Origin of the sequence: Aeromonas media, from assembly GCF_020423125.1 — a bacterium.
Lineage (GTDB): Bacteria > Pseudomonadota > Gammaproteobacteria > Enterobacterales > Aeromonadaceae > Aeromonas > Aeromonas media.
On the sequence record NZ_CP075564.1, the window covers coordinates 91700 to 112500 of the forward strand.

Annotated in this window: 22 protein-coding genes (1 of these 22 cut by a window edge); 14 read left to right on the top strand and 8 right to left on the bottom strand. The window is 62.8% G+C overall.

The features are described 5' to 3' along the window. The first annotated feature begins 25 nt into the window (after positions 1 to 25). The 3 genes from acuI (at position 26) to KI797_RS00425 (ending at position 1724) form a co-directional block, all read left to right on the top strand. Positions 26 to 1006, top strand: coding sequence for an acrylyl-CoA reductase (NADPH) (acuI, locus tag KI797_RS00420; protein WP_226170958.1), 981 nt, complete (start codon positions 26 to 28; stop codon positions 1004 to 1006). Between the two features lie 72 nt (positions 1007 to 1078). Beyond that, a complete protein-coding gene (locus KI797_RS20970; protein WP_081934617.1) occupies positions 1079 to 1201 on the top strand; it encodes a hypothetical protein in 123 nt (40 codons plus the stop codon). 178 nt (positions 1202 to 1379) lie between these two features. After that, a complete protein-coding gene (locus tag KI797_RS00425) occupies positions 1380 to 1724 on the top strand; it encodes a DUF2799 domain-containing protein (protein WP_374396862.1) in 345 nt (114 codons plus the stop codon). A 48-nt stretch (positions 1725 to 1772) separates the two neighbouring features. Here KI797_RS00425 and KI797_RS00430 read toward each other — a convergent pair whose 3' ends face one another. Both KI797_RS00430 and KI797_RS00435 read right to left on the bottom strand, forming a co-directional pair. Continuing rightward, entirely contained in the window at positions 1773 to 2003 is a 231-nt protein-coding gene (locus KI797_RS00430; RefSeq protein ID WP_218410860.1) for a hypothetical protein, read from the bottom strand. Positions 2004 to 2018: 15 nt separating this feature from the next. Continuing rightward, positions 2019 to 2453 (bottom strand): flagellar basal body-associated FliL family protein, encoded by a 435-nt coding sequence (locus KI797_RS00435; RefSeq protein WP_043132631.1) that lies wholly within the window; start codon positions 2451 to 2453, stop codon positions 2019 to 2021. Between the two features lie 145 nt (positions 2454 to 2598). Here KI797_RS00435 and KI797_RS00440 point away from each other — a divergent pair, with 145 nt between their 5' ends. Both KI797_RS00440 and ubiA read left to right on the top strand, forming a co-directional pair. Next, complete coding sequence (locus tag KI797_RS00440; RefSeq protein WP_226170966.1) at positions 2599 to 3150, top strand: chorismate--pyruvate lyase family protein; 552 nt, start codon at positions 2599 to 2601, stop codon at positions 3148 to 3150. Then, the gene (gene ubiA, locus KI797_RS00445; protein ID WP_005331104.1) at positions 3147 to 4010 is read left to right on the top strand and encodes a 4-hydroxybenzoate octaprenyltransferase; all 864 of its coding nucleotides are present in this window, start codon (positions 3147 to 3149) and stop codon (positions 4008 to 4010) included. Before KI797_RS00440 ends, ubiA begins: the two co-directional genes overlap by 4 nt. A 64-nt stretch (positions 4011 to 4074) precedes the next feature. Here the strand turns inward: ubiA and plsB are convergent, their stop codons facing one another. Then, positions 4075 to 6498, bottom strand: a complete 2424-nt coding sequence (gene plsB / locus KI797_RS00450) for a glycerol-3-phosphate 1-O-acyltransferase PlsB (RefSeq protein ID WP_226170969.1) — start codon at positions 6496 to 6498, stop codon at positions 4075 to 4077. 204 nt (positions 6499 to 6702) lie between these two features. Here plsB and lexA point away from each other — a divergent pair, with 204 nt between their 5' ends. The 4 genes from lexA to KI797_RS00470 all read left to right on the top strand — a co-directional run bounded on the left by lexA (position 6703) and on the right by KI797_RS00470 (position 10225). Next, complete coding sequence (gene lexA / locus KI797_RS00455) at positions 6703 to 7329, top strand: transcriptional repressor LexA (protein ID WP_043132624.1); 627 nt, start codon at positions 6703 to 6705, stop codon at positions 7327 to 7329. A gap of 459 nt (positions 7330 to 7788) precedes the next feature. Further along, positions 7789 to 7998 (top strand): hypothetical protein, encoded by a 210-nt coding sequence (locus KI797_RS00460; RefSeq protein ID WP_005331107.1) that lies wholly within the window; start codon positions 7789 to 7791, stop codon positions 7996 to 7998. Between the two features lie 213 nt (positions 7999 to 8211). Beyond that, entirely contained in the window at positions 8212 to 8838 is a 627-nt protein-coding gene (locus KI797_RS00465; protein ID WP_005331108.1) for an SCO family protein, read from the top strand. 28 nt (positions 8839 to 8866) lie between these two features. Further along, positions 8867 to 10225: an MATE family efflux transporter gene (locus KI797_RS00470; protein ID WP_226172946.1), complete on the top strand. Its 1359-nt coding sequence runs from the start codon at positions 8867 to 8869 to the stop codon at positions 10223 to 10225. Between the two features lie 63 nt (positions 10226 to 10288). Here KI797_RS00470 and trmL read toward each other — a convergent pair whose 3' ends face one another. The 3 genes from trmL to KI797_RS00485 all read right to left on the bottom strand — a co-directional run bounded on the left by trmL (position 10289) and on the right by KI797_RS00485 (position 12879). Then, entirely contained in the window at positions 10289 to 10753 is a 465-nt protein-coding gene (gene trmL / locus KI797_RS00475; RefSeq protein ID WP_139751851.1) for a tRNA (uridine(34)/cytosine(34)/5-carboxymethylaminomethyluridine(34)-2'-O)-methyltransferase TrmL, read from the bottom strand. 81 nt (positions 10754 to 10834) lie between these two features. Further along, complete coding sequence (locus tag KI797_RS00480; protein ID WP_171272991.1) at positions 10835 to 12190, bottom strand: ATP-binding protein; 1356 nt, start codon at positions 12188 to 12190, stop codon at positions 10835 to 10837. Further along, positions 12187 to 12879, bottom strand: coding sequence for a response regulator (locus tag KI797_RS00485; RefSeq protein WP_043132614.1), 693 nt, complete (start codon positions 12877 to 12879; stop codon positions 12187 to 12189). The genes KI797_RS00480 and KI797_RS00485 overlap by 4 nt, the downstream gene beginning before the upstream one ends. Positions 12880 to 12965: 86 nt before the next feature. Here KI797_RS00485 and fieF point away from each other — a divergent pair, with 86 nt between their 5' ends. From fieF to KI797_RS00505, 4 genes are all read left to right on the top strand, one after another. Further along, on the top strand, positions 12966 to 13877 hold the full coding sequence (fieF, locus tag KI797_RS00490; RefSeq protein ID WP_043132612.1) for a cation efflux pump FieF: 912 nt from the start codon (positions 12966 to 12968) through the stop codon (positions 13875 to 13877). An 8-nt stretch (positions 13878 to 13885) separates the two neighbouring features. Continuing rightward, entirely contained in the window at positions 13886 to 14665 is a 780-nt protein-coding gene (gene cysE / locus KI797_RS00495) for a serine O-acetyltransferase (protein ID WP_005331115.1), read from the top strand. 21 nt (positions 14666 to 14686) lie between these two features. Then, positions 14687 to 15967, top strand: a complete 1281-nt coding sequence (locus tag KI797_RS00500) for a hypothetical protein (protein WP_226170971.1) — start codon at positions 14687 to 14689, stop codon at positions 15965 to 15967. A gap of 235 nt (positions 15968 to 16202) precedes the next feature. Then, positions 16203 to 16412: a cell division protein ZapB gene (locus KI797_RS00505; RefSeq protein WP_025325277.1), complete on the top strand. Its 210-nt coding sequence runs from the start codon at positions 16203 to 16205 to the stop codon at positions 16410 to 16412. A gap of 71 nt (positions 16413 to 16483) precedes the next feature. Here the strand turns inward: KI797_RS00505 and elbB are convergent, their stop codons facing one another. Further along, positions 16484 to 17134, bottom strand: a complete 651-nt coding sequence (gene elbB / locus KI797_RS00510; RefSeq protein ID WP_226170973.1) for an isoprenoid biosynthesis glyoxalase ElbB — start codon at positions 17132 to 17134, stop codon at positions 16484 to 16486. 400 nt (positions 17135 to 17534) lie between these two features. On the opposite strand from elbB, the gene polA reads away from it, so the two are divergent. Continuing rightward, positions 17535 to 20291: a DNA polymerase I gene (gene polA / locus KI797_RS00515; RefSeq protein ID WP_226170975.1), complete on the top strand. Its 2757-nt coding sequence runs from the start codon at positions 17535 to 17537 to the stop codon at positions 20289 to 20291. Positions 20292 to 20373: 82 nt separating this feature from the next. Here polA and KI797_RS00520 read toward each other — a convergent pair whose 3' ends face one another. Next, positions 20374 to 20801, bottom strand: the 3' portion of a protein-coding gene (locus KI797_RS00520; protein WP_226170977.1) for a gamma carbonic anhydrase family protein. The gene runs 112 nt beyond the window's last position; 428 of the gene's 540 nt are visible here — the last part of the coding sequence; the start codon falls outside the window, past its right edge; the stop codon is at positions 20374 to 20376.

Sequence of the window (20801 nt, forward strand, 5' to 3'; positions counted from 1 at the left end):
CCCCTTAACCCATAGAGAGGCAAGCATGTTCAAGGTTCTGTTACTGGAAAACCAAGACGGCAAGACGGTGCCGACCCTGACCCGGCTGGACGAGAGCCAGTTACCGGCGGGCGAGGTGCGGGTGGCGGTGAGCTACAGCTCCCTCAACTACAAGGACGGGCTGGCCATCACCGGCAAGGGCAAGATAGTGCGCCAGTGGCCGCTGGTGCCCGGTATCGACTTCGTCGGCACTGTGCTGGAATCGGCCGACAGCCGCTACCAGAGCGGTGACAAGGTGGTACTGACCGGTTGGGGTGTGGGGGAAGGACACTGGGGCGGCATGGCCGAACAGGCGCGAGTCAAGGCCGACTGGCTGGTGCCGCTGCCGGCCGGGCTGGATGAGCGCCAAGCCATGTGCATCGGCACCGCCGGCCTCACCGCCATGCTCTGCGTGCTGGCGCTGGAAGAGGCGGGCATAACCCCCGACAGTGGTGAGGTGCTGGTGACAGGTGCCGCCGGTGGAGTTGGCACCACAGCCGTCGCCCTGCTGTCTGCACTGGGATATCGCGTCGCGGCCCTGACCGGCCGTCCCGAGGAGCAGGGCGCCATGCTGACGGCGCTGGGCGCCAGTCGCATAGTGCCGCGCAGCGAACTGCTGGAGCCTGCCAAGGCGCTGGAGAAACAGCTGTGGGCCGGTGCTATCGACACCGTCGGCAGTCAGGTGCTGGCCAAGCTGCTGGCCCAGATGAACTACGGCGGCGCCGTGGCGGCCTGCGGCCTGGCGGGTGGCTTCGATCTGCCGACCAGCGTCATGCCCTTCATCCTGCGCAACGTGCGGTTGCAGGGAGTGGATTCGGTGATGTGCCCGCTGGCGCGCCGTCAACTGGCCTGGCAGCGACTGGCGCGGGATCTGCCCGCCAGCTTCTTTGAGCAGGCGGTCACCGAGATAGGGCTGGAGCAGGTGGTGGAGGCCGCCGAGGCCATTACCCTGGGTCAGGTGGCTGGCCGTACCTTGGTGAAGCTCTGAGTGGAACCACTGGCGAGCCTCATGTTTCTGGATAGACTTTGAAGGCCGGTGCACTATCCAAGGAGAATGAGCATGGGTACGCAGACGCCGGATTTCGAGCTCGACGATGAGTGGGAGCCGGAATCCTGGGAAGACGAGCTGGAGGAGCTGGACGACGAGGACTGGCAGGACTATGACCCCCTCGACGATCGGTGACTCCCTGTAACGCATGAGGGCGGGCCTGGTGGCCCGCCCGATTTTTTGTGCGTTCGGCAGCATGCCCCTTGGTTGCCGCGCGAGGCTCTGGTTAGAATGAACTGCTCAAATGGCGCTGTGGGAAGAGGGATGCCCGTCAGGCCAGAGACGCCATAAACCACTCAAACAACGTCCAAGGATGATTATGCGCTCACTCGTCATCATGCTCTGTGCCACCCTGCTCGGGGGCTGTGTCTCCAACTCGGACGATCCCTGCGAAAAGGTGTGGAGCGACGTCGGGGAAGCCGATGGCAAGCTGGGGTTTGCCGATGACAGGGTGGCATTCCACCAGACCCAGTGCGGTGACAAGGTGGACGTTGCCATGTGGCAGCAGGGCCGCCAGAAGGGATTGGCCTGGTATTGCCGCCCGGAGCACCTCTATCTGGCCGGGCGATCGGGGGAGGAGTACCGTGGCGTCTGCCCCAATGACGTTCAGGCCCGTCGCCTGGTTGAGCAGGGCCGCCATGGCTGGACCGATCAATAGGGCGCGGCCCGCCGAGTATTTCTCCCCAGACCCCGCAGAAGCGGGGACCTACTCCTCCTTGTTCTTCAGACGCAACGGCTGACACAGGTAGTCCTTGTCATTGGCGCTGCGGGCGCATTTGCCGCACACGAACTTGGGTTTGCGCAATATCTTGCGCAGCGTCTTGAGATCGGCGGGGATCTCGTGACGGCGCCATTCACACAGCGTCTTGTGGCCCATGACGATGACTTCCTCGACAGTGAATGGGAGCGGTAGGGAGAGCAGACTGCCGGTCGGCACCCTGCCCGTTGTTCATTACTGATAAAGATACTTGGTGAAAATGAGCTCGCGTACCGCCTTCTTGCCGGTCTCTCTGACCAGCAGTTCGTTGACCTTGCCCTCGCACTCCTTGCGCAGCTCTTCCCGGCTCACCAGGGACTTGATCTGGGCGCCCGTCTTGCTGCCAATCAGGCGGATGATGGCGTCGCGGATCAGGGGGTCGTGCTGCTCCAGCAACTTGAGATCGGCGGCATTTTCGGCCATCAGCTCCACCGTCACCCGCACATACCCCAGGGTTTTGCCATCGCCGAGGTAGTTGGTGATGATGTCCGGATCCAGCGCATGATAGGCGAATCCCGGCTGGACGGCGGCGGAGGCCGGATCGGCGGCCGCGTCCTCATTGGCGAAGGCGTGGGTATTCAACAAGGTACAGCCCAGGGATAACACCAGCAGAATTCTGAAGATCTTCATCAAGATGGCTCGGCAGCGACGGATGCCCCATTTTTGATGCTGCCATCGGGGCCGTCAAGCACGGATGTTCTTACAATTCGCCATTGATTTACGGATAATAAACGGGATTTTAACCTGACAACGGAAATCTCCGGATGGTGAAGCTGTGAAGTCCGAGTTGACTGTTCCCCTCATCCAGCTCGTCCCCTGGCGGACACCCGCAGAGTGTGACCCCCCCGAGGCACTGTGCCCCTGGTTGCTGGAGGCCGACTCCATGACCCGGCGCCTGCGGCGTTACAATAGTCACCTCTCGGTGCAACTGCTCGGCAATCGTAGCGTGTCGCTGGGAGCGGACGAACAGGCGCTGGTGGCCGTTGCCGATCCCGTGGGGATCTGCCGCGAGGTTATCCTGCACGGTGATCATGGGCCGGCCATCCTGGGCTGGACTCTGTTTGCCGAGGCGGCGCTGCAGGCGGGCGGTCTGCAGGATCTGGGGGAGCAGCCATTGGGGGAGCGTATCTTCGGTGATGCACCGGCACGGCGGGATCACCTGCAACTGGCCTGCTTCGAGATCGCGAGCAATCCCTGGTGCCAGGCCGCGACCGTCTGGGGGCGCCGCTCCCGTCTCTATCTGGGGCAGTGGCCCTTGCTGGTCCACGAACTCTTCCTGCCCTCGCTATCGTCTCATTCGCTGCCATCGCATAAGGAGCTGGAGTGAAGCTGTTAACCAAGGAGCGGGGACTGGCCTATGTGCAGTTGGCCCGCATCGACAAGCCCATCGGCACCCTCTTGCTGCTGTGGCCGACCCTGTGGGCACTTTGCCTTGCGGCGGGCGGGCTGCCGGACCCCTGGATCCTGACCGTGTTCGTGGTGGGGGTCTTCCTGATGCGCTCTGCCGGCTGCGTCATCAATGACTATGCGGATCGCAACTTCGACGGTCACGTGAAACGCACCGCCGGGCGACCACTGCCCATGGGGCGGGTCGACGCGCGGGAGGTGCTGATACTGTTCGCCGTGCTGGCGCTCGTCTCGTTCGCCCTGGTGCTGACCCTGAACCCGCTCACCATAGGGCTGTCGTTCGCCGGCCTGCTGCTGGCGGTCTGCTACCCCTTCATGAAGCGCTTCATTCCGATCCCGCAACTGGTGCTCGGGATGGCCTTCTCCTGGTCCATTCCCATGGGCTATGCGGCCCAGGCCAACGCCCTGCCGCCGGTTGCCTGGCTGCTGTTTCTCGCGAATCTGCTGTGGACCATTGCCTACGACACCCAGTACGCCATGGTGGACAGGGACGATGACCTCAAGCTCGGACTCAAGTCGAGCGCCATCCTGTTTGGCCATCACGACAAGCGGATCATCGGCGTGCTGCAACTGGCGACCCTGCTGATCCTGTTGGGGGTGGGTCAGCTGATGGCGCTCGGCTCGGGTTATTACTGGGGTCTGCTGGGGGCGGCAGCGCTGTTCGTCTATCAGCAGCGGCTGATCCGGGAGCGCCAGCGGGAGGCCTGCTTCCAGGCCTTCCTCAACAACAACTATGTGGGAGCCTTGGTGTTGCTCGGGGTGATCGTTCACTACCTGTAGTCCTGCCCCGCTCAGATGAAAAAGGCCGCATGATGCGGCCTTTTTGTTGACGGTTCGACGGTGATCAGAGCCGGTTGCCCGCCTGTATGGTGCGGCGGATCTTGTTGCTCAGCAGCGGCACTATGTTGTCGGCCAGCGCCTGGAAGCGGCCGAGATCCGGCTTGCAGCCGGTGTCCAGATAGCCTTCGCTGCGCAGGGTGTGGATCAGGGTGCTGAACAGCTTCTGGTCGAAGAACTCGGGGGCGTTGATGCCGTGCAGGGTGCCGAGGCGCTCCGCCATCATCAGGCCGTCCGCCTCCAGCTGCTCTGCCTCGATGCGGGGCTGGGCCAGCACCCGGGTCAGCACGATGGCGTAGCGCTGCAGCGTCTCCTGAATGCTCTCGGCCAGCAGCAGCAGGCGGGTCTGGTTGACCGGATTGACCCAGAAGCCACCGTCGCGGGCCTCGATCAGCTGCTGGCGTTGCAGCTCGGCCAGCAGGGCATCGACCAGCTCTGGCAGCTCCTCCTCTTGGTAGCGCAGGAACAGCTCCGTCTTGAGCAGCGGGTAGATATCGATGCAGCGGGCAACGAGTTCGCTGCGGGAGATCCCCTCGCAGCGTTCGATCAAGGCCGCCACCAGGGAGGGCATGGCGAACAGGTGGAGGATGTTGTTGCGGTAGTAGGTCAGCAGGATCGCCTGATAGCGGTCCAGGCTGATGATCTGCCCGAGCTTGTCCTCACTCACCTCGAACTTGTTGAGCTCCATGGCCTGCTCCAGCAGGGTCTTCGCATCCTCACCCGGTAGGGTGCTCTGGGGGCTATAGGGCACCTGCTTGAGCAGGTCAAGATAGGTATTGAGCTGGGCCTGCAGTTCGTCCCGGGTCAGGGCGTGGCGCTCGGCGGCCAGCAGCGCCAGGGCACTCAGAGTCAGGCCGTTGACGGCGGCGGCATCGTTGATGCGGGTCATCATCAGCTCGGCCAGCTGGTTGACGGTGGGGGCCATCCACTCGGGGCGCTCCTCGCGGCCAATGCTCTCCTTCCAGTGCGGCACGTGCTCGCCGAGGTAGCTGTTGAGGGTCAGCGGCTCGCCGAAGTTGACGAAGCCACGGCCGTAGTTGCGCAGCTTGCGCAGTATGCCGAGCACCTGCAGGAAGCTCTCCTTCTCCTTGCGGCTGCCCTTGAGCTCGTTGTGGTAGGTGTTCACCTCCATCACGTGCTCGTAGCCCAGATAGACGGGCACCAGGGTCACCGGCCTGTCCAGCCCGCGCATCATCGCCTGCAGCGTCATCGCCAGCATGCCGGTCTTGGGGGGCAGCAGACGGCCGGTACGGGAGCGACCCCCTTCGGTGAAGAACTCCACCGAGTAGCCCTTGGCAAACAGCAGGTTGAGGTATTCCCGGAATACCGTGCTGTAGAGCGGGTTGCCCTTGAAGGTGCGGCGAATGAAGAAGGCACCGCCGTGGCGGAAGATCGGGCCCGCCGGCCAGAAGTTGAGGTTGATGCCCGCCGCGATATGGGGCGGCACCATCCCCTGATGGTAGATGACGTAGGAGAGCAGCAGATAGTCCATGTGGCTGCGATGGCAGGGGACGTAGACGATCTCGTGCCCTTCCTGGGCCAGCTGGCGTACTTTCTCGGCGCCGTTGACCGAGAGGCCGCGGTAGAGCTTGTTCCACAGCCAACCGAGGAAGCTCTCGCCGAGGCGGATCAGCCGGTAGGAGAAGTTGGAGGCGATCTCGTCCATGTAGCCATGGGCGCGCTTCTGCGCCTTCTCCAGGCTAATCCCCTCCCGCCTGGCCTCTTCTTCGATGGCCTGCTGGATCACGCTCGACTCCAGCAACTGCTTGAACAGCAGGTTGCGGTTCGGCAGCTTGGGACCTGTGGCGGCGAGCTGCTGGCGGCTGAAGTGGGTGCGGGCCACCCGCGCCAGCTTGTGGGCGATGGCCTCGTCGGTGCCGTGCTTGTCCGCCATGTAGCGCAATGAGAGCGGCGGGGAGAAGCGCACCAGGTTTTCACGCCCCTTGAGAATCACGATCAGCGCCTTCTTGAGCCGGTTCGGGGCCAGACTGCTGATGATGTTCCAGCCGGAGGCCTCCTCGCCTTCCCGGCCGGGGGCTCGGCCCCAGAACAGGGTGACGGGCACCACCTGGATATCCAGCTCGGGATCCTGCTTGTGCAAGTCCAGCAGCTGGTGGAACTCCTGCAGGAAGGGCAGTGGCTTGTTGCGCGTGCCAAACAGAGGAGGTGGACGATCCAGACAGACGTAGCGCGGCAGCAGCTGGCCACCCAGCTCCAGCGGCGTGAACGGGCCGGGCAGGCCGAGATCCTCACAGCACTGTTGCAGGGTCATCAGGTCGGTGCTCGAGCTGGTCTTCAGGGCATAGACGATGGGTCTTGCCGGATCCAGCTTGAGCTCCGTGATGGGATTTTCCGGCAGGCTCTTGTGATTGACCAAGCCACGGACCGGCCATTGCAGGATGGCTCTGGAAATGTTCTGTCCAAGGGACATGTGCGTCTGCTCTCCAAAAAAATGCGGCGTGAGCATAGCAAATCACCGACGGCTTGTCGCCGAGAGGTAGGATGAGTGCCTTTTCAGGATAGAAGGTGCGGGATTTTTGCGACAAGGTGAGGACAAATATCAGCAACGCCTTGCCTTGGCCACAGCACTGTATATACTGCCAGTGTGCTGTATAAAAAGACAGGTGCCTATGCTATGAAACCCCTTACCCCCCGCCAGGCTGAAGTGCTGGAGCTTATCAAGGCGAACATGAGCGAGACCGGCATGCCGCCGACTCGCGCCGAGATCGCCCAGAAGCTTGGCTTCAAGTCGGCCAATGCGGCCGAGGAACATCTGAAGGCCCTGGCCAAGAAAGGGGTCATCGAGATCATGCCCGGCACCTCCCGCGGCATCCGTCTGCTGCTCGAGGAAGAGGAGGCCGCGCCAGAAGAGAGCGGCCTGCCGCTCATCGGCAAGGTCGCGGCCGGTGAGCCCATCCTGGCCCAGGAGCACATCGAGAGCCACTATCAGGTGGATCCCGCCCTGTTCCACCCGCGGGCAGACTTCCTGTTGCGGGTGCAGGGCATGAGCATGAAGAACATCGGCATCATGGACGGGGATCTGCTGGCGGTGCACAAGACCCAGGAGGTGCGCAACGGCCAGGTGGTGGTGGCGCGTCTCGATGAAGACGTCACCGTCAAACGCTTCCAGCGCAAGGGCAGCCAGGTGTGGTTGCTGCCGGAAAACGAAGATCTCTCCCCCATTGAGGTGGATCTCTCCAGCCAGCATCTGACCATCGAAGGGCTGGCGGTCGGGGTGATCCGCAACGCCGACTGGATGTAGGCATCGAACATGCCAAGGGGCCTCCTGCGGGAGGCCTCTTCGTTTTTGCGCTTTTCCCCGCTCCCCTTTTCTCCCCGATCCCCGCCATTGCCACCGCCCAGATTCGCCGCAAACAGTACCGCCACGCATCATGCATTTCGGATATATCCTTTGAGAAGGCCCGCAGTGTCATGGCCGGATAACCGCCATGACCTTGAGTGTACTGCCAGGTCAGCATGGATCGCAGGGATGCATCACCGCTGAGTCGGTGCGGGACAAGAAAGGGAGAGTCGTCAGGCAGTTGGACGACTCAATACAGTCAGTACGCGACGGTGTTCGGTCTGCCTCCTGATGGCGGGAACACTGGTCGGCGTGGCCTGTTGAGCAAGGAGGACAGGTATGGCTTCAAGCTCACCGTGGGATCCGGGTCCGGCTGCACCCCCCGTATCCTCCATCACCCGATTCATCAAGGGCAGTCGGATGACGTGGTTTTATGCGCTCTGGGTGTATCACAAGGGAGATGGCTGGACCATCTGGCTGGGGTGCCCCAAGGACAAGATTGTCCGCCTGGTTCGTCTGTTTCGCCGCCACCACGACATCGGTTTGCCAGATGCACCCTGGACGGCCCCGGTCATCCCGCTGCGCGCCACGATCCGACGCCCCCAGGGGCTGCGCAGACTGCGACCCTGAGCCCGCTCTCCGAACCGTGTGTGAGCCCCACCTGGTGTGGGGCTTTTCTTTATCTTGTGATTATCGGGAGATAGCACCTGTTTCGTCCCTGTAAGGCCCTTTCCGGCCCGGTATCCGGACTCGGGACTAGGCAGAAACGGGGCCGAGCGGGTTACAATAGCCCTTCATTGGCCCCGCCATTCGGCTGGTTGAACTAGCAAGGTTTTGTTTTATATGGTTAAACCACGTTTTTCTCTGCTGTTGTTGCTCTTCGTCGGCAGCATAATGGCGGCCTATTACTGGAGCCAACCCTCCCTGCCTGAGCAGGCGGATTATTATCCGGTAGGACGTGACATCAACCCCTTCACCCTCACGGATGGGGATGGGGAGCCCTTCACTGCCGCCAATCTGGCAGGGCACTGGACCTTCCTGTTCATTGGTTACACCTATTGTCCCGATGTCTGCCCGACCGCCCTGGCGGATCTGCGTTCCATCTACCCGGATCTCAAGAAGATCGAACCCAGCAGCCAGGTGGTCTTCATCTCGGCGGATCCCCAGCGGGATGACAGCGCCCGTCTCAAGAGCTATACCGCCTTCTTCCATCCGGAGTTCAAGGCGGCGACCGGTACCCACCGTGCCCTCTTCCCCCTGGTGCGCAACCTTGGTCTCGTCTATTCCATTGTGGAGAGCGAGCGCAAGGATTACCTCATAGACCACTCGGCCTCGATCGTGCTGATCAATCCCGAGGGGAAGCTGGTGGCCATGTTCCGCCCCAAGGTCGCCCCGGGTGAAGTGGCCCATGTGGATATGCAGACCATGGTCTCCGACTTCGCCCGCATAGTGCGGCTGGCCGCCGAGTGAGTTGCCAGTCTCGATCGTGCTTAGCTTGATGCCGTCCTGGCTCAGGGATCCTCGCCGCCACCGTGCCGTGTTTGCCCTGGCCCTGCCCATGGTGTTCTCCAACGTCACCACCCCCTTGCTCGGCCTGGTGGATACCTGGGTGATCGGTCATCTCGGGCAGGCCTGGTTTCTCGGAGGTGTCTCGGTCGGGGCGACGCTCATCAACCTCCTGTTCTGGCTGCTCGGCTTCCTGCGCATGTCCACTACGGGTCTGACCGCCCAGGCCCAGGGCGCCGCCAGCGCCGAGGGGCAGCTGGACACCCTGGCGCGGGCGCTCGGCCTCGCCGTCGGGCTGGGGCTGGCTCTGCTGTTGCTGGTGCTGCCTTTCTTGCCGGCCATCATAGGGCTCAGCGGGGGATCCCCCGAGGTGCAGGTCTATGCCGGAGACTATGTCTCTGTGCGGATCTGGAGCGCGCCGGCGGCCCTGTGCAACCTGGTCATCATGGGCTGGCTGCTGGGCATGCAGGATGCGCGCAGCCCCATGCTGCTGCTGATCCTGAGCAACCTGGTGAACATGGTGCTGGACGCCTGGTTCGTGCTGGGGCTGGGCTGGCAGGTCAGGGGGGTGGCTGCCGCCTCCTTGTTGGCGGACTACTGCTCGCTCGGGGTGGGACTCTGGCTGGTGAGCCGCCGTCTGCGCCATCTCCCGGCCGAGGTGTGGCAGAGCGCCTGGCCGCGCTGGTGGCAATGGCCTGCGGTGCGGCGGCTGCTCGGCCTGAATCGGGACATCTTCATCCGCTCCCTCTGCCTGCAACTCTGTTTCGCCTTCATGACCCTGCAGGGGGCCAGGTTGGGGGACGTGGCGGTAGCCGCCAATGCGGTGCTGCTCAACTTCCTGATGTTGATCTCCTACGGGCTGGATGGCTTTGCCTACGCGGTGGAAGCCATGGTGGGGCGCGCCATAGGACGGCGGGACAGGCAGGGGCTGCGGGAGGCCATAGTCCTCAACCTGGGTTGGGCCTTGCTGATCGCGCTCGCGTTTGCTCTGGGGTTTGCCCTGGGGGGGCGGCAGCTCATCGCCCATATCACCGACATCCCTGCGGTGATCGCCGAGGCGAACCGCCAACTGCCCTGGCTCATTGCCATGCCCTTGCTGGCGGCCTGGTGCTTCCTGCTGGATGGGGTCTTCATCGGGGCCACCCGGGCTCGCGAGATGCGCAACAGCATGCTGGTGGCGGTGTTTGCCGGCTTCTTCCCGATCTGGTGGCTGTGCCAGGGATGGGGAGTGGCGGCCTTGTGGGCCGCCATGGCGGCGCTGATGACGGGGCGGGGCCTGACCCTGGGCTGGCTATGCTGGCAACTGGAACGTGACGGCCGCCTGCTGAGTCAAGGTCGGGAACCCGCCTGACGGGGTCTCATGGTCTACACCGTCTCTGAGGGGGCGTCGCTCCAGCGAAGGCCTGGTTCCGGCTTAGAGGGAGCCCTCATAGCCAAACTGGCGCCAGCTCTCGTAGACGAAAACCGCGACCGCATTGGCCAGATTCATGCTGCGACTCTGGGGCAGCATGGGAATGCGCAGCCGCTGCTCGAACGGCAGGCTCTCGATGATCTCCGCCGGTAATCCTCGGCTCTCCGGCCCGAACAGCAGGGTATCCCCAGGGGCAAACTGCGCCGCCGAGTGAGCGGTGCGTCCCTTGGTGGTGCAGGCGAATACCCGCTTGGGAGCCACGGCCGCGAGGAAGTCCTCATAGCTCGGCCAGCGCTTCACCTCGGCAAACTCGTGATAGTCGAGTCCCGCCCGCTTCACCCGCTTGTCATCCCAGGCGAAACCCAGGGGCTCTATCAGGTGCAGCCGATAGCCGGTGTTGGCACAGAGGCGGATGATGTTGCCGGTGTTGGGCGGGATTTCCGGTTGGTAGAGCACGATGTCGAGCATGACGGGATCCTGATGCGGGGCTGGGGTGGTGCGAAACGGGCGCCAGCATACCCAGCGCCCATGCCGATGAAAAGGGGTGGCTCACACCATGGGCAGGCGGATGGTGATGACGAGCCCGGTCGGGTGATTGTTGCTGGCCTTGATGGTGCCGCCATGGCGCTGGATCGCCTCGGCGGCGATGGCGAGACCGAGGCCGGTGCCGCCGGTTTTGGCGTTGCGGGCATCGTCGACCCGGAAGAAGGGCAGGAACAACATGGGTTGCTGCTCCACCGGCACGCCGGGGCCGTCATCCCGTATGGTCATCACCCACTCCCGTCCCTCCCGATACCAGTCCACCTTGATGAACTCGCGGGCATACTTGAGCGCATTGCGCAGCGGGTTCTCCAGGGCTCTCGCCAGCAGTTCCGGCCACATCCTGAGGGTCTCGGTCGGCAGCGGTGGCAGCCTGAGTTGCTTGCCGTTCTGATTGGCCTCGAACATGGCGTCGTCCAGGATGGGCTCCAGCAGCTCCGCCAGCGGCAGTTCCACCGGGGCTTCCACATGCTGCTGAACCCGCGACAGATCCAGCAGGTCCCCGATCAGCTTGTCGAGCCGGGCGATTTCGCTTTCGATCCGCGCCAGCTCCGAGCTATCCCCCTGCTTGCGGCGGATCAAGGCCTGCGCCAGCTGAATGCGGGTGAGGGGGCTGCGCAGCTCGTGCGAAATGTCGGACAGCAACTGTTTCTGCTTCTGGATCATGCGCTTGAGGGTATCCACCATGTGGCTGACATGATCCGCCAGCTGACCTATCTCGTCCCGCCGTCCCAGGTTGGGGATCCGCGTCTCCAGCTTGCCCTGCGCCAACTGGGAGACCGACTGCTGCAGCTGCAGTATGGGGCGGGTCAGCCGCCAGGCCAGCAGCAGACAGAGCGGGGTGCTGACCAGCATGGCGATGCCCAGGATCTGGATGGGGTGATCCAGGATCTGGATAAACAGGAACAGATAGGAGTTCTCGACGTTGAGCCCGAAGTAGACGTGATAGGTCTGGCCGTGGTGCTGCATCTGGAAGGGGCCGGCGATGGCCCGCTGGTGTTCGCTACCCAGCATGGGCCTGGCCGGGTCGTCGGCGTCCAGCATGAAGCGGATGACGAACTTGCTCAACTGGGTGGTGGATTGCATCTGGCCCTTGGCATCACGCAGGTAGACGTTGTCCACCGGCAAGAGACCTGCCACCGTGATGGCCTGTTGCAGATCGAAGTCCTGGTTCGGGTCGGCTCCGGCCTGCAGCGCCCGCAGGTTGTTGTTCATCCTGGCCATCTCGTGCTCGGGCAGGGGGATGGTATTGCGGGGATCCAGGGTGGGCAGTATCACCACGGCGGCCAGCACGAGCAGCAGCATGAACCAGAACCAGAGGAAGATCTGGGTGGAGAGGCCATTGAAGGTGCGGGCCGTTCTCATGCCTGCTCCAGCCAGAGGTAGCCTCGCCCGCGTACCGTCTTGAAGCGGGGCTGACCGTCTGCTCGTTCGGGCAGCTTCTTGCGCAGGTTGCTCAGGTGCATGTCGATGGCCCGATCGAAGGGTTCGAGCTTCTTGCCAAGCACCTGTTCGGACAACAGGTTCTTGCTGACGATCTGACCCGGGCTGCGCAGCAGGCACTCCAGCAGGCCGAACTCGGTGGCGGTGAGCTCCAGCAGTTGATCGTCGCAGCGGGCTCGCTGCAGGCCGGGTTGCAGCACCAGATCCATGAAGCGCAGCTCATCGGACGCGCCGCGCTGGGGTGAGGGATGCTGGGTGCGGCGCAAGATGGCGCGCACTCGCGCCAGCAGCTCCCTGTCATCGAAGGGTTTGGCCAGATAGTCATCTGCGCCCGCTTCGAGCCCGTTGACCCTGTCCTGGCTGTCGCCACGGGCAGTCAGCATCAACACCGGGGTGTCGTGGGTCTTGCGCAGCCTGGTCAGCATGGCGAAGCCGTTGAGTCTGGGCATCATGACGTCCAGCAGCACCAGATCGAATGCCTGCTCTGCCAGCCGCAGCAGTCCCTCTTCCCCATCCTCGGCGACGGTGACCTCAAATCCTTCCAGGGTCAGGATTTCGGTGAGCAGCTGGGTCAGCTCGAGATCGTCGTCGACCAGGAGTATTTTGTTCATTCGGGGTCACTCCGTTGATTTTGCGCGCCAAACTGACGTTCGGGTCAGGGTATAATAAGTTTTTACGCGTCAGAGGAAAGCCGGTTTTGAGCCATCAACATTATTCCCGCTGGGTCACCCTCGCCAGCACGGCGGCGGTCGTCACCGCCACCCTGCTGATCCTGGGCAAGCTGATCGCCTGGTTGATGACGGACTCTTCCAGCCTGCTGGCGTCCCTCACCGACTCCTTCATGGATGTGAGTGCCTCCATCATCAACCTGCTGGCCATTCGTTACGCGCTGGCGCCAGCCGATGAGGAGCACCGCTTCGGCCACGGCAAGGCGGAGTCCCTGGCGGGTCTGATCCAGTCGGCCTTCATCTCGGGCTCTGCCCTGCTGCTGATGATGCACGGCATCTCGTCGATGCTGAATCAGGTCCCCGTGGTGCGGCTGGAGGCGGGGATCTGGGTCAGTGCCGGCTCCATCCTGCTGACCCTGCTGCTGGTCAGCTTCCAGAGTCTGGTCATTCGCAAGACCAACAGCGTGGCCATCAAGGCCGACATGCTGCACTACCGCTCGGACTTGCTGCTCAATGCCGGCGTGCTGCTGGCGCTGGTGCTGGCGGGGCAGGGGTGGCACTGGGCCGATGGCCTGTTCGCCATCCTGATTGGTCTGTTCCTGGTGTGGGGGGCCGCCCATATTGGCTACGAATCCGTACAGGCCCTGCTCGATCGTCAGTTGCCAGAGGAAGAACAAGCGAGAATAATGGCGCTCTGCTGTGCCGTAGAGGGGGTGCATGGCGTACATGATCTGCGTACCCGCCAATCCGGGCCGACCCGCTTCGTGCAGTTACATCTGGAGCTCGACGATCAGCTCCCCCTGGTCCAGGCCCATCAGATAGCCGACGAGGCTGAACTGGCGGTTCGCCAGTCCTTCGAGCGGATGGAGGTGATCATTCATATGGACCCCATCTCGGTGCTGACAAAAGAACAACAAGGCACTCACCCTGAACAACAGTAGGCTGCAACATGGATGATCTGGTTGCCCAAACGTGGCAAAAAATTCAGCAGGAAGCGCAGAGCATGGCGGCCCAGGAGCCCATGCTGGCCAGCTTCTTTCACTCCACCATTCTCAATCACGGTGATCTGCGCTCGGCTCTGAGTTTTCAGCTCGCCAACAAGCTCGACAGCACCACCATGCCAGCCATCGCTCTGCGCGAGGTGATTGAACTGGCCCTGCGCAGCGAACCCGAGCTGCTGGCCGCAGTGGCGGCCGACATCTGCGCCGTGCAGGACAGGGATCCCGCCGTCGACCTCTTCTCGACGCCGCTGCTCTACCTCAAGGGGTTCCATGCCCTCCAGGGCTACCGGGTTGCCAACTGGCTGTGGCGCCAGGGGCGTCGCTCGCTGGCGCTCTACCTGCAAAACCAGATCTCCGTGGTGTTCGGGGTCGACGTGCACCCGGCCGCGCGGATCGGCAAGGGCATCATGTTTGACCACGCCACCGGCATAGTGGTCGGTGAGACCGCAGTGATCGAGAACGATGTCTCCATCCTGCAGAGCGTGACCCTGGGGGGCACCGGCAAGGAGAGTGGTGACCGCCATCCCAAGATCCGCGAAGGGGTGATGATAGGGGCGGGCGCCAAGGTGCTCGGCAACATCGAAGTGGGGGTCGGCGCCAAGATAGGGGCCGGCAGCGTGGTGATCAACCCGGTGCCGCCCCACACCACGGTCGCCGGTGTGCCCGCCAAGATCGTGGGTCGGCCCGAGTGTGATAAACCCTCCCTGGACATGGATCAGTGTCTCTGATCCCCTGACCGAGGCCGCCGTATGGTCAAGCGCTGGTCAGGCTATCTGATCCTGGGGATGTGGCTGCTCAACCTGCTGCACCTCTATCTGGGATTCTCCCCCTGGCCAGCCGCCGTCGCGGCCTGGACCGCCTCCCTGCTCACCTGGCCCTGGCTGGTGGGAGCCGCCCGTCGTCAGGCGCTGGCGCTCTATGGGGCGGCACTGCTGCTGCTGATCTTCTCCTGGTGGCGTGGCGCCAGCCTCAGCCCCGGGGACTGGCTGCTGCCCAACATCAACATGCTCACCATGTTTGCCGCCGTCAGCACCCTCAACCTCGCCACCTCGGGTCTGCTGACAGGCACCGCCTCCTGGTCCGGTCGCAAGGGGCTGTGGAGCACCATGGCCAGCCTCAATCTGCTCGGTGCCGTCATCAACCTCTCGGTGCTCTTTATCATCGGTGATCGGCTGGAGCGCAATGGTACCCTTGAGCGGCGCCAGGTCATGGTGCTGAGCCGGATCTTCTGCGCCGCGGCCTTCTGGTCCCCCTTCTTTGTCGCCATGGCGGTGGCCCTCACCTATGCACCGGGTCTGCAACTGGGCAGCATATTGCCTTTTGGCATACTGGCAGCCTTGCTGGCCATGGGGCTGACGGCCTGGCAGGTAGAGCGACTCGGCGTGGAGACCTTTGACGGTTATCCGCTGCGGCTGCAGACCCTGGGGTTGCCGGTGACCCTGGCGCTGCTGGTGCTGGTGATCCACCGTTTCTGGCCCGGGCTCAGCATTCTGGCGGTGATCGCCCTGGTGGCCCCCTTGCTGGCGCTGCTCTTCATGCCAAGCCAAGGGAGCGGGGCTGCGCTCAAGCGACAGGTGGTGGAGCGTTTCCCCGCCATCGGCGGCCAGCTGGTGCTGTTTCTCGGGGCTGGCCTGTTGGCTGCCGGCATCAACAGTGCCCTCTCTGTCATCGACTTCGGCGCCGGTCACGGTCTGCCGCTATTCAACCACTTCGGCTGGCTTGAGGCATCCCTCACCCTGCTGCTTATCTTCCTGGTCGCGATCATAGGCGTGCACCCCCTCATCAGCATCTCGGGGATGGCCCCCTTGCTGTGGGCGCTGTCGCCGGATCCCAGCCTGCTCGGCATGTGCTTCCTGCTGGGATGGGGGCTCGCCACCGGCACCAGCCCGCTATCCGGCTCCAACCTGGCGCTGGCCTCCCGCTACAACCTGAGCGCCGGTTTACTGCTGCGCTGGAACCTGCTCTATGGGCTGCTGATGTACGGGGTGGCCTGTCTGCTGATGGGGGGCTTCATCGCCCTGCACGGCTGATGCCAGCGGCGGGAGAGGAGGCGGTTCGCAGGGGGCCGTGACGCCGTGGCGAGCGTCCCGGATCGCGGTTCCTGCCGCCTGCGAGAAAAACCGACGCATATTTAAGCAATACCGGCACGGAGGGCGCATTTTGCAACGCGCTGGCTTGTTTGTGCCGAGCGCATCAGGGTATGCTGGCTTCACGCGCTTGAATCGCCCCCTGTGGGGCATCGCAATTGAACATACAGGTATGCATATGTCACTAGAAGTCCTTGAGCAACTCGAATCCAAAGTACAATCCGCCGTCGACAACATCTCCCTGCTGAAAATGGAGCTGGACGAGCTGAAAGAGCAGAACAACAAGCTGCAAGACGAGAACCATCAGCTGCGCAACGAACACGTTGCCTGGCAAGAGCGTCTGCGCGCCCTGCTGGGCAAGATGGACCAGATGGGCGATGCCATCTGATCCCGTCTTGACTGACTGGAATGAAAGCGGGCCGCTCCTTGAGCGGCCCGCTTGTTTTGGCAGGGGAGGGATCACAGGGCCAGCAACTGCTTGACCGTCTTCTCGATGCCGTCGGCGGCCTCGACGATGTTCTGTGCCAGCATGTAGGCCGGAGTCGAGATCACCTTGCGTTCCTGATCCACCACGAACTCGCTGACCGGGCAGTTGAGATGGCTGCCCCCCATGGCCTCGATGGCATTGGCGGCGCCCTCGTCATGGCCTATGGTGGCCAGGGTGCCGGCGCCATAGATGAGGGGTATCATGGCCGGCGCTATGCAGATATAGGCTGCCGGTTTACGGGCTTCGGCAAAGCTTTGGCAGGCTTTCAGCACATCGGGCTGGATCTGGCAGTTGGCGCCCTGAACGGCGAAGTCGCACAGATTCTTGGCGGCGCCAAAGCCGCCGGGCACCAGCAAGGCATCGAAATCGGCCGCATCCAGCTCGGCCACATTCCTGATCTGGCCGCGGCAGATGCGGGCAGCCTCGACCAGGACGTTGCGGCTCTCCCCCTCGCTCACCTCGCCGGTCAGGTGGTTGATGACGTGCAATTGAGGCACGTCGGGCGCGAAGCACTGGACGGTGGCGCCCTGACGGGCCAGTGCCAGCAGGCTGATGACGGCTTCATGGATCTCGGCGCCATCAAACACGCCACAGCCACTCAAGATCACGGCCACTTTTTTCATGGCAGACTCCTCGTTGTTGAAAATGTGAGCCAGGGTAGATTGTTGTACTTTTGTATGGTTATCGTTCGGCCTCCACTGGTCAAGTCATCTTGCTGTGCTAGGATTGTTTCGTTTTGGATCCTGCCTCGTTGACCCCCTTGAATTTTTTTCCACATTGATCGAGATCATGATGAAGGCATCATGGTTTGTTTTTACGATCTCAACATGCTGTTTTATATGCTGTTTTTGTTTTTAATTCACAGCTTTGTCACCATGGCGCAGCCATGAGCCCATTTTTGAGCACAGAGTTATCCACAGGCCATGGGGCGGTTCGTGGCACGAATGGGAGGGGGCCAGCCCCTTGGTGTGCCGCGGGCCCTGTGGCATCCTAGCGACTGTTTATTCCTGGCAGGACGATTTCATGGCCCCTAGCAATCCCCTTATCTTGGTCGACGGCTCTTCATATCTTTACCGCGCCTTCTTCGCCTCCCAGCAGGCCGATCTGCGCACATCGACCGGTTTGCCAAGCGGCGCCGTCCGGGTGATGGCCAACATGATGCGCAGCCTGCGCAAGCAATACCCTGACTGTCATGTGGCCGTGGTGTTCGACGCCAAGGGCAAGACCTTCCGTGACGACATCTACCCCGAGTACAAGGCGACCCGCGCCAGCATGCCAGACGATCTGCGCAGCCAGGTTGCCCCCATTCACCAGATGATCAAGGCGATGGGCTTCCCCTTCCTGATGGTCGAAGGGGTCGAGGCCGACGACGTGATCGGCACGCTCGCCCGCCAGGCGACCGAGAAGCAACTGCCCGTGCTCATCAGCACAGGCGACAAGGACATGGCGCAGCTGGTCTCCGACCATGTCACCCTGATCGACACCATGAAGGATGTGAAGACCGATCGGGAAGGGGTGATCGAGAAGTTCGGCGTGCCCCCCGAGCTCATCATCGACTACCTGGCCCTGATGGGGGACAAGGTGGACAACATTCCCGGCATGGCAGGGGTGGGCGAGAAGACGGCCCAGGCGCTGTTGCAGGGGATAGGCAGCATCGATCAGATCGCCGCCAACCTCGACAAGGTCGCCGCCCTGGGCTTTCGTGGCGCCAAGACGTTTGCCGACAAATTCCGCGAGCAGGAGGATCAGGTTCGCCTCTCCTACCAGCTGGCGACCATCAAGACCGACGTCGAGCTGGAGCAGAGCCTCGAAGAGCTGTTGCTGGGCCCGATCGACAAGGAGTCCCTGCTGGCGGTCTACCGGGAGTACGAGCTGCGCAACCTGATCAAGGAGCTGGAGTCCGGTGGCGAAGAGAGCGCCGGGCAGGAAGGAGCAGCTGATGACGCTGCTGCCCCCGCTGCCGCCATCGAGACCAACTACAGCTGCATTCTGGAGGAGGCCGAGTTCGACGGCTGGCTGGCACAGTTGCAGGCTGCACCACTGTTTGCCTTCGACACCGAAACCACCAGTCTCGACTATATGGAGGCGCGAGTGGTCGGCGTGTCGTTCGCCATCGAACCGGGCAAGGCGGCCTATGTTCCCTTCGGCCACGACTATCTGGGGGCGCCAACCCAGCTGACCGAACAGCAGGTTCTGGGCAAGCTCAAGCCGCTGCTGGAAGATCCGGCCCGCCTCAAGGTGGGGCAGAACCTCAAGTACGATCGCAACGTTCTGCAGAACCACGGCATTGATCTGCAGGGCATCGCCTTCGACACCATGCTCGAATCCTATGTGCTCAACTCCACCGCCAGCCGCCACGACATGGACTCCCTGGCCAGCAAGTACCTCGGGGTCGAGACCATCTCCTTCGAGGATATCGCTGGCAAGGGGGCCAAGCAGCTCACCTTCAACCAGATCGAACTGGAGCAGGCCGCGCCCTATGCGGCGGAAGATGTCGACATCACCCTGCGTCTGCACCAGACCCTGTGGGGCGAGTTGAGCAAACAGCCTGAGCTTGCCAAAGTGTTCACCGAGATCGAACTGCCCCTGCTGCCGGTGCTGGCACGGATGGAGCTGCTCGGTACCACCATAGATCCCAAGTTGCTGCACCAGCAGAGTCAGGAGATCGAAGTACGTCTGGCGGAGCTGGGGCGGCAGTCGCACGAGCTGGCCGGGCAGGAGTTCAACCTTTCCTCACCCAAGCAGCTCGGCGAGATCCTGTTCGTCAAGCTGGGGCTGCCGATCCTCAAGAAGACCCCCAAGGGCGCCCCGTCCACCGCCGAAGAGGTGCTGGCGGAATTGGCGGAGACCTATGATCTGCCGCGCCTCCTGATGGAGCACCGTGGACTGGCCAAGCTCAAGTCCACCTATACCGACAAGCTGCCGCTGATGATCAAGCCCCAGACCGGGCGGGTACATACCTCCTACCATCAGGCGGTGGCGGCGACCGGCCGGCTCTCCTCCACCGATCCCAACCTGCAGAACATCCCGGTGCGCAACGAGCAGGGACGCAGGATCCGGCAGGCCTTCATTCCTAGCGCCGGTTACAAGCTGGTGGCGGCGGATTACTCCCAGATCGAGCTGCGCATCATGGCGCACCTCTCCGGTGACCAAGGCTTGCTGACCGCCTTTGCCGAGGGCAAGGACATCCACAAGGCGACTGCCGCCGAGGTATTCGGTGTGGCGCTCGAGGCGGTGACCACCGACATGCGCCGCAGCGCCAAGGCGATCAACTTCGGCCTCATCTATGGCATGAGTGCCTTCGGTCTGGCCAAGCAGCTGGGGATCGGCCGTGCCGAGGCGCAGAAGTACATGGATCTCTACTTCGAACGCTACCCGGGCGTGCTGGAGTACATGGAGCGCACCCGCCAGCAGGCGGAAGCCCAGGGTTATGTCGAGACCCTGTTTGGTCGCCGCCTCTACCTACCGGACATCAAGTCCCGCAACGCCGGTCTGCGCAAGGCGGCGGAGCGGGCGGCGATCAACGCCCCGATGCAGGGCACGGCCGCCGACATCATCAAGCGCGCCATGATCGCCGTCGATGGCTGGATCCGGGGCATTACCGATGGCTCCATCCACATGCTGATGCAGGTTCACGATGAACTTGTGTTCGAGATCCGCGAGGAGAAGCTGGAGGAGTACATAGCGCTCATCAAGGAGAAGATGTCGGCGGCGGCCGAGCTGCACGTGCCGCTGGTGGTGGAAGCCGGGACTGGCGACAACTGGGATCAGGCCCACTGATCCTGACCACAGCGATTGGCTAGCTATATAAGCAGAGAAGCCCGGCGCATGCCGGGCTTCTTGTTTTCGTTCTCTGTCTGCCTCAAGCCTCTTGCAGATACTCATCCTTGAGCAGGACATAGTTGTCGGCCGAGGTCTTCAGAAAGACAATCTCTGCCGGCTTGAGCGGCCGAGCCTGCTTGACCGGGTTCCCCATATAGAGGAAGCCGGATGCGAGCCGCTTGCCCGGCGGCACCAGAGAGCCGGCGCCTATCATCACATCATCCTCGACGACCACCCCATCCAGCAGTATGGCCCCCATGCCGACCAGCACCCGGTTGCCTATGGTGCAACCGTGCAGCATGGCCTTGTGGCCTACGGTGACGTCTTCCCCGATCAGAAGGGGGTAACCATCGGGATTGGCGGCGCTCCTGCGGCTGAGGTGCAGAACTGTGCCGTCCTGCACATTGCTGCGGGCGCCGATACGGATATGGTTCACATCCCCCCGTGCCGCTACCAGGGGCCAGATGC

Excerpts from the sequence above, each read along its gene's own strand:
- KI797_RS20970 (WP_081934617.1), top strand. The coding sequence starts at position 1,079 with ATGGGTACGCAGACGCCGGATTTCGAGCTCGACGATGAGTGGGAGCCG.
- KI797_RS00465 (WP_005331108.1), top strand. The coding sequence starts at position 8,212 with ATGGTTAAACCACGTTTTTCTCTGCTGTTGTTGCTCTTCGTCGGCAGC.
- KI797_RS00460 (WP_005331107.1), top strand. The coding sequence starts at position 7,789 with ATGACGTGGTTTTATGCGCTCTGGGTGTATCACAAGGGAGATGGCTGG.
- KI797_RS00505 (WP_025325277.1), top strand. The coding sequence starts at position 16,203 with ATGTCACTAGAAGTCCTTGAGCAACTCGAATCCAAAGTACAATCCGCC.
- KI797_RS00425 (WP_374396862.1), top strand. The coding sequence starts at position 1,380 with ATGATTATGCGCTCACTCGTCATCATGCTCTGTGCCACCCTGCTCGGG.
- plsB (WP_226170969.1), bottom strand. The coding sequence starts at position 6,498 with ATGTCCCTTGGACAGAACATTTCCAGAGCCATCCTGCAATGGCCGGTC.
- trmL (WP_139751851.1), bottom strand. The coding sequence starts at position 10,753 with ATGCTCGACATCGTGCTCTACCAACCGGAAATCCCGCCCAACACCGGC.
- KI797_RS00500 (WP_226170971.1), top strand. The coding sequence starts at position 14,687 with ATGGTCAAGCGCTGGTCAGGCTATCTGATCCTGGGGATGTGGCTGCTC.
- cysE (WP_005331115.1), top strand. The coding sequence starts at position 13,886 with ATGGATGATCTGGTTGCCCAAACGTGGCAAAAAATTCAGCAGGAAGCG.
- polA (WP_226170975.1), top strand. The coding sequence starts at position 17,535 with ATGGCCCCTAGCAATCCCCTTATCTTGGTCGACGGCTCTTCATATCTT.
- KI797_RS00470 (WP_226172946.1), top strand. The coding sequence starts at position 8,867 with ATGCCGTCCTGGCTCAGGGATCCTCGCCGCCACCGTGCCGTGTTTGCC.
- elbB (WP_226170973.1), bottom strand. The coding sequence starts at position 17,134 with ATGAAAAAAGTGGCCGTGATCTTGAGTGGCTGTGGCGTGTTTGATGGC.
- KI797_RS00480 (WP_171272991.1), bottom strand. The coding sequence starts at position 12,190 with ATGAGAACGGCCCGCACCTTCAATGGCCTCTCCACCCAGATCTTCCTC.
- KI797_RS00485 (WP_043132614.1), bottom strand. The coding sequence starts at position 12,879 with ATGAACAAAATACTCCTGGTCGACGACGATCTCGAGCTGACCCAGCTG.
- lexA (WP_043132624.1), top strand. The coding sequence starts at position 6,703 with ATGAAACCCCTTACCCCCCGCCAGGCTGAAGTGCTGGAGCTTATCAAG.
- acuI (WP_226170958.1), top strand. The coding sequence starts at position 26 with ATGTTCAAGGTTCTGTTACTGGAAAACCAAGACGGCAAGACGGTGCCG.
- KI797_RS00435 (WP_043132631.1), bottom strand. The coding sequence starts at position 2,453 with ATGAAGATCTTCAGAATTCTGCTGGTGTTATCCCTGGGCTGTACCTTG.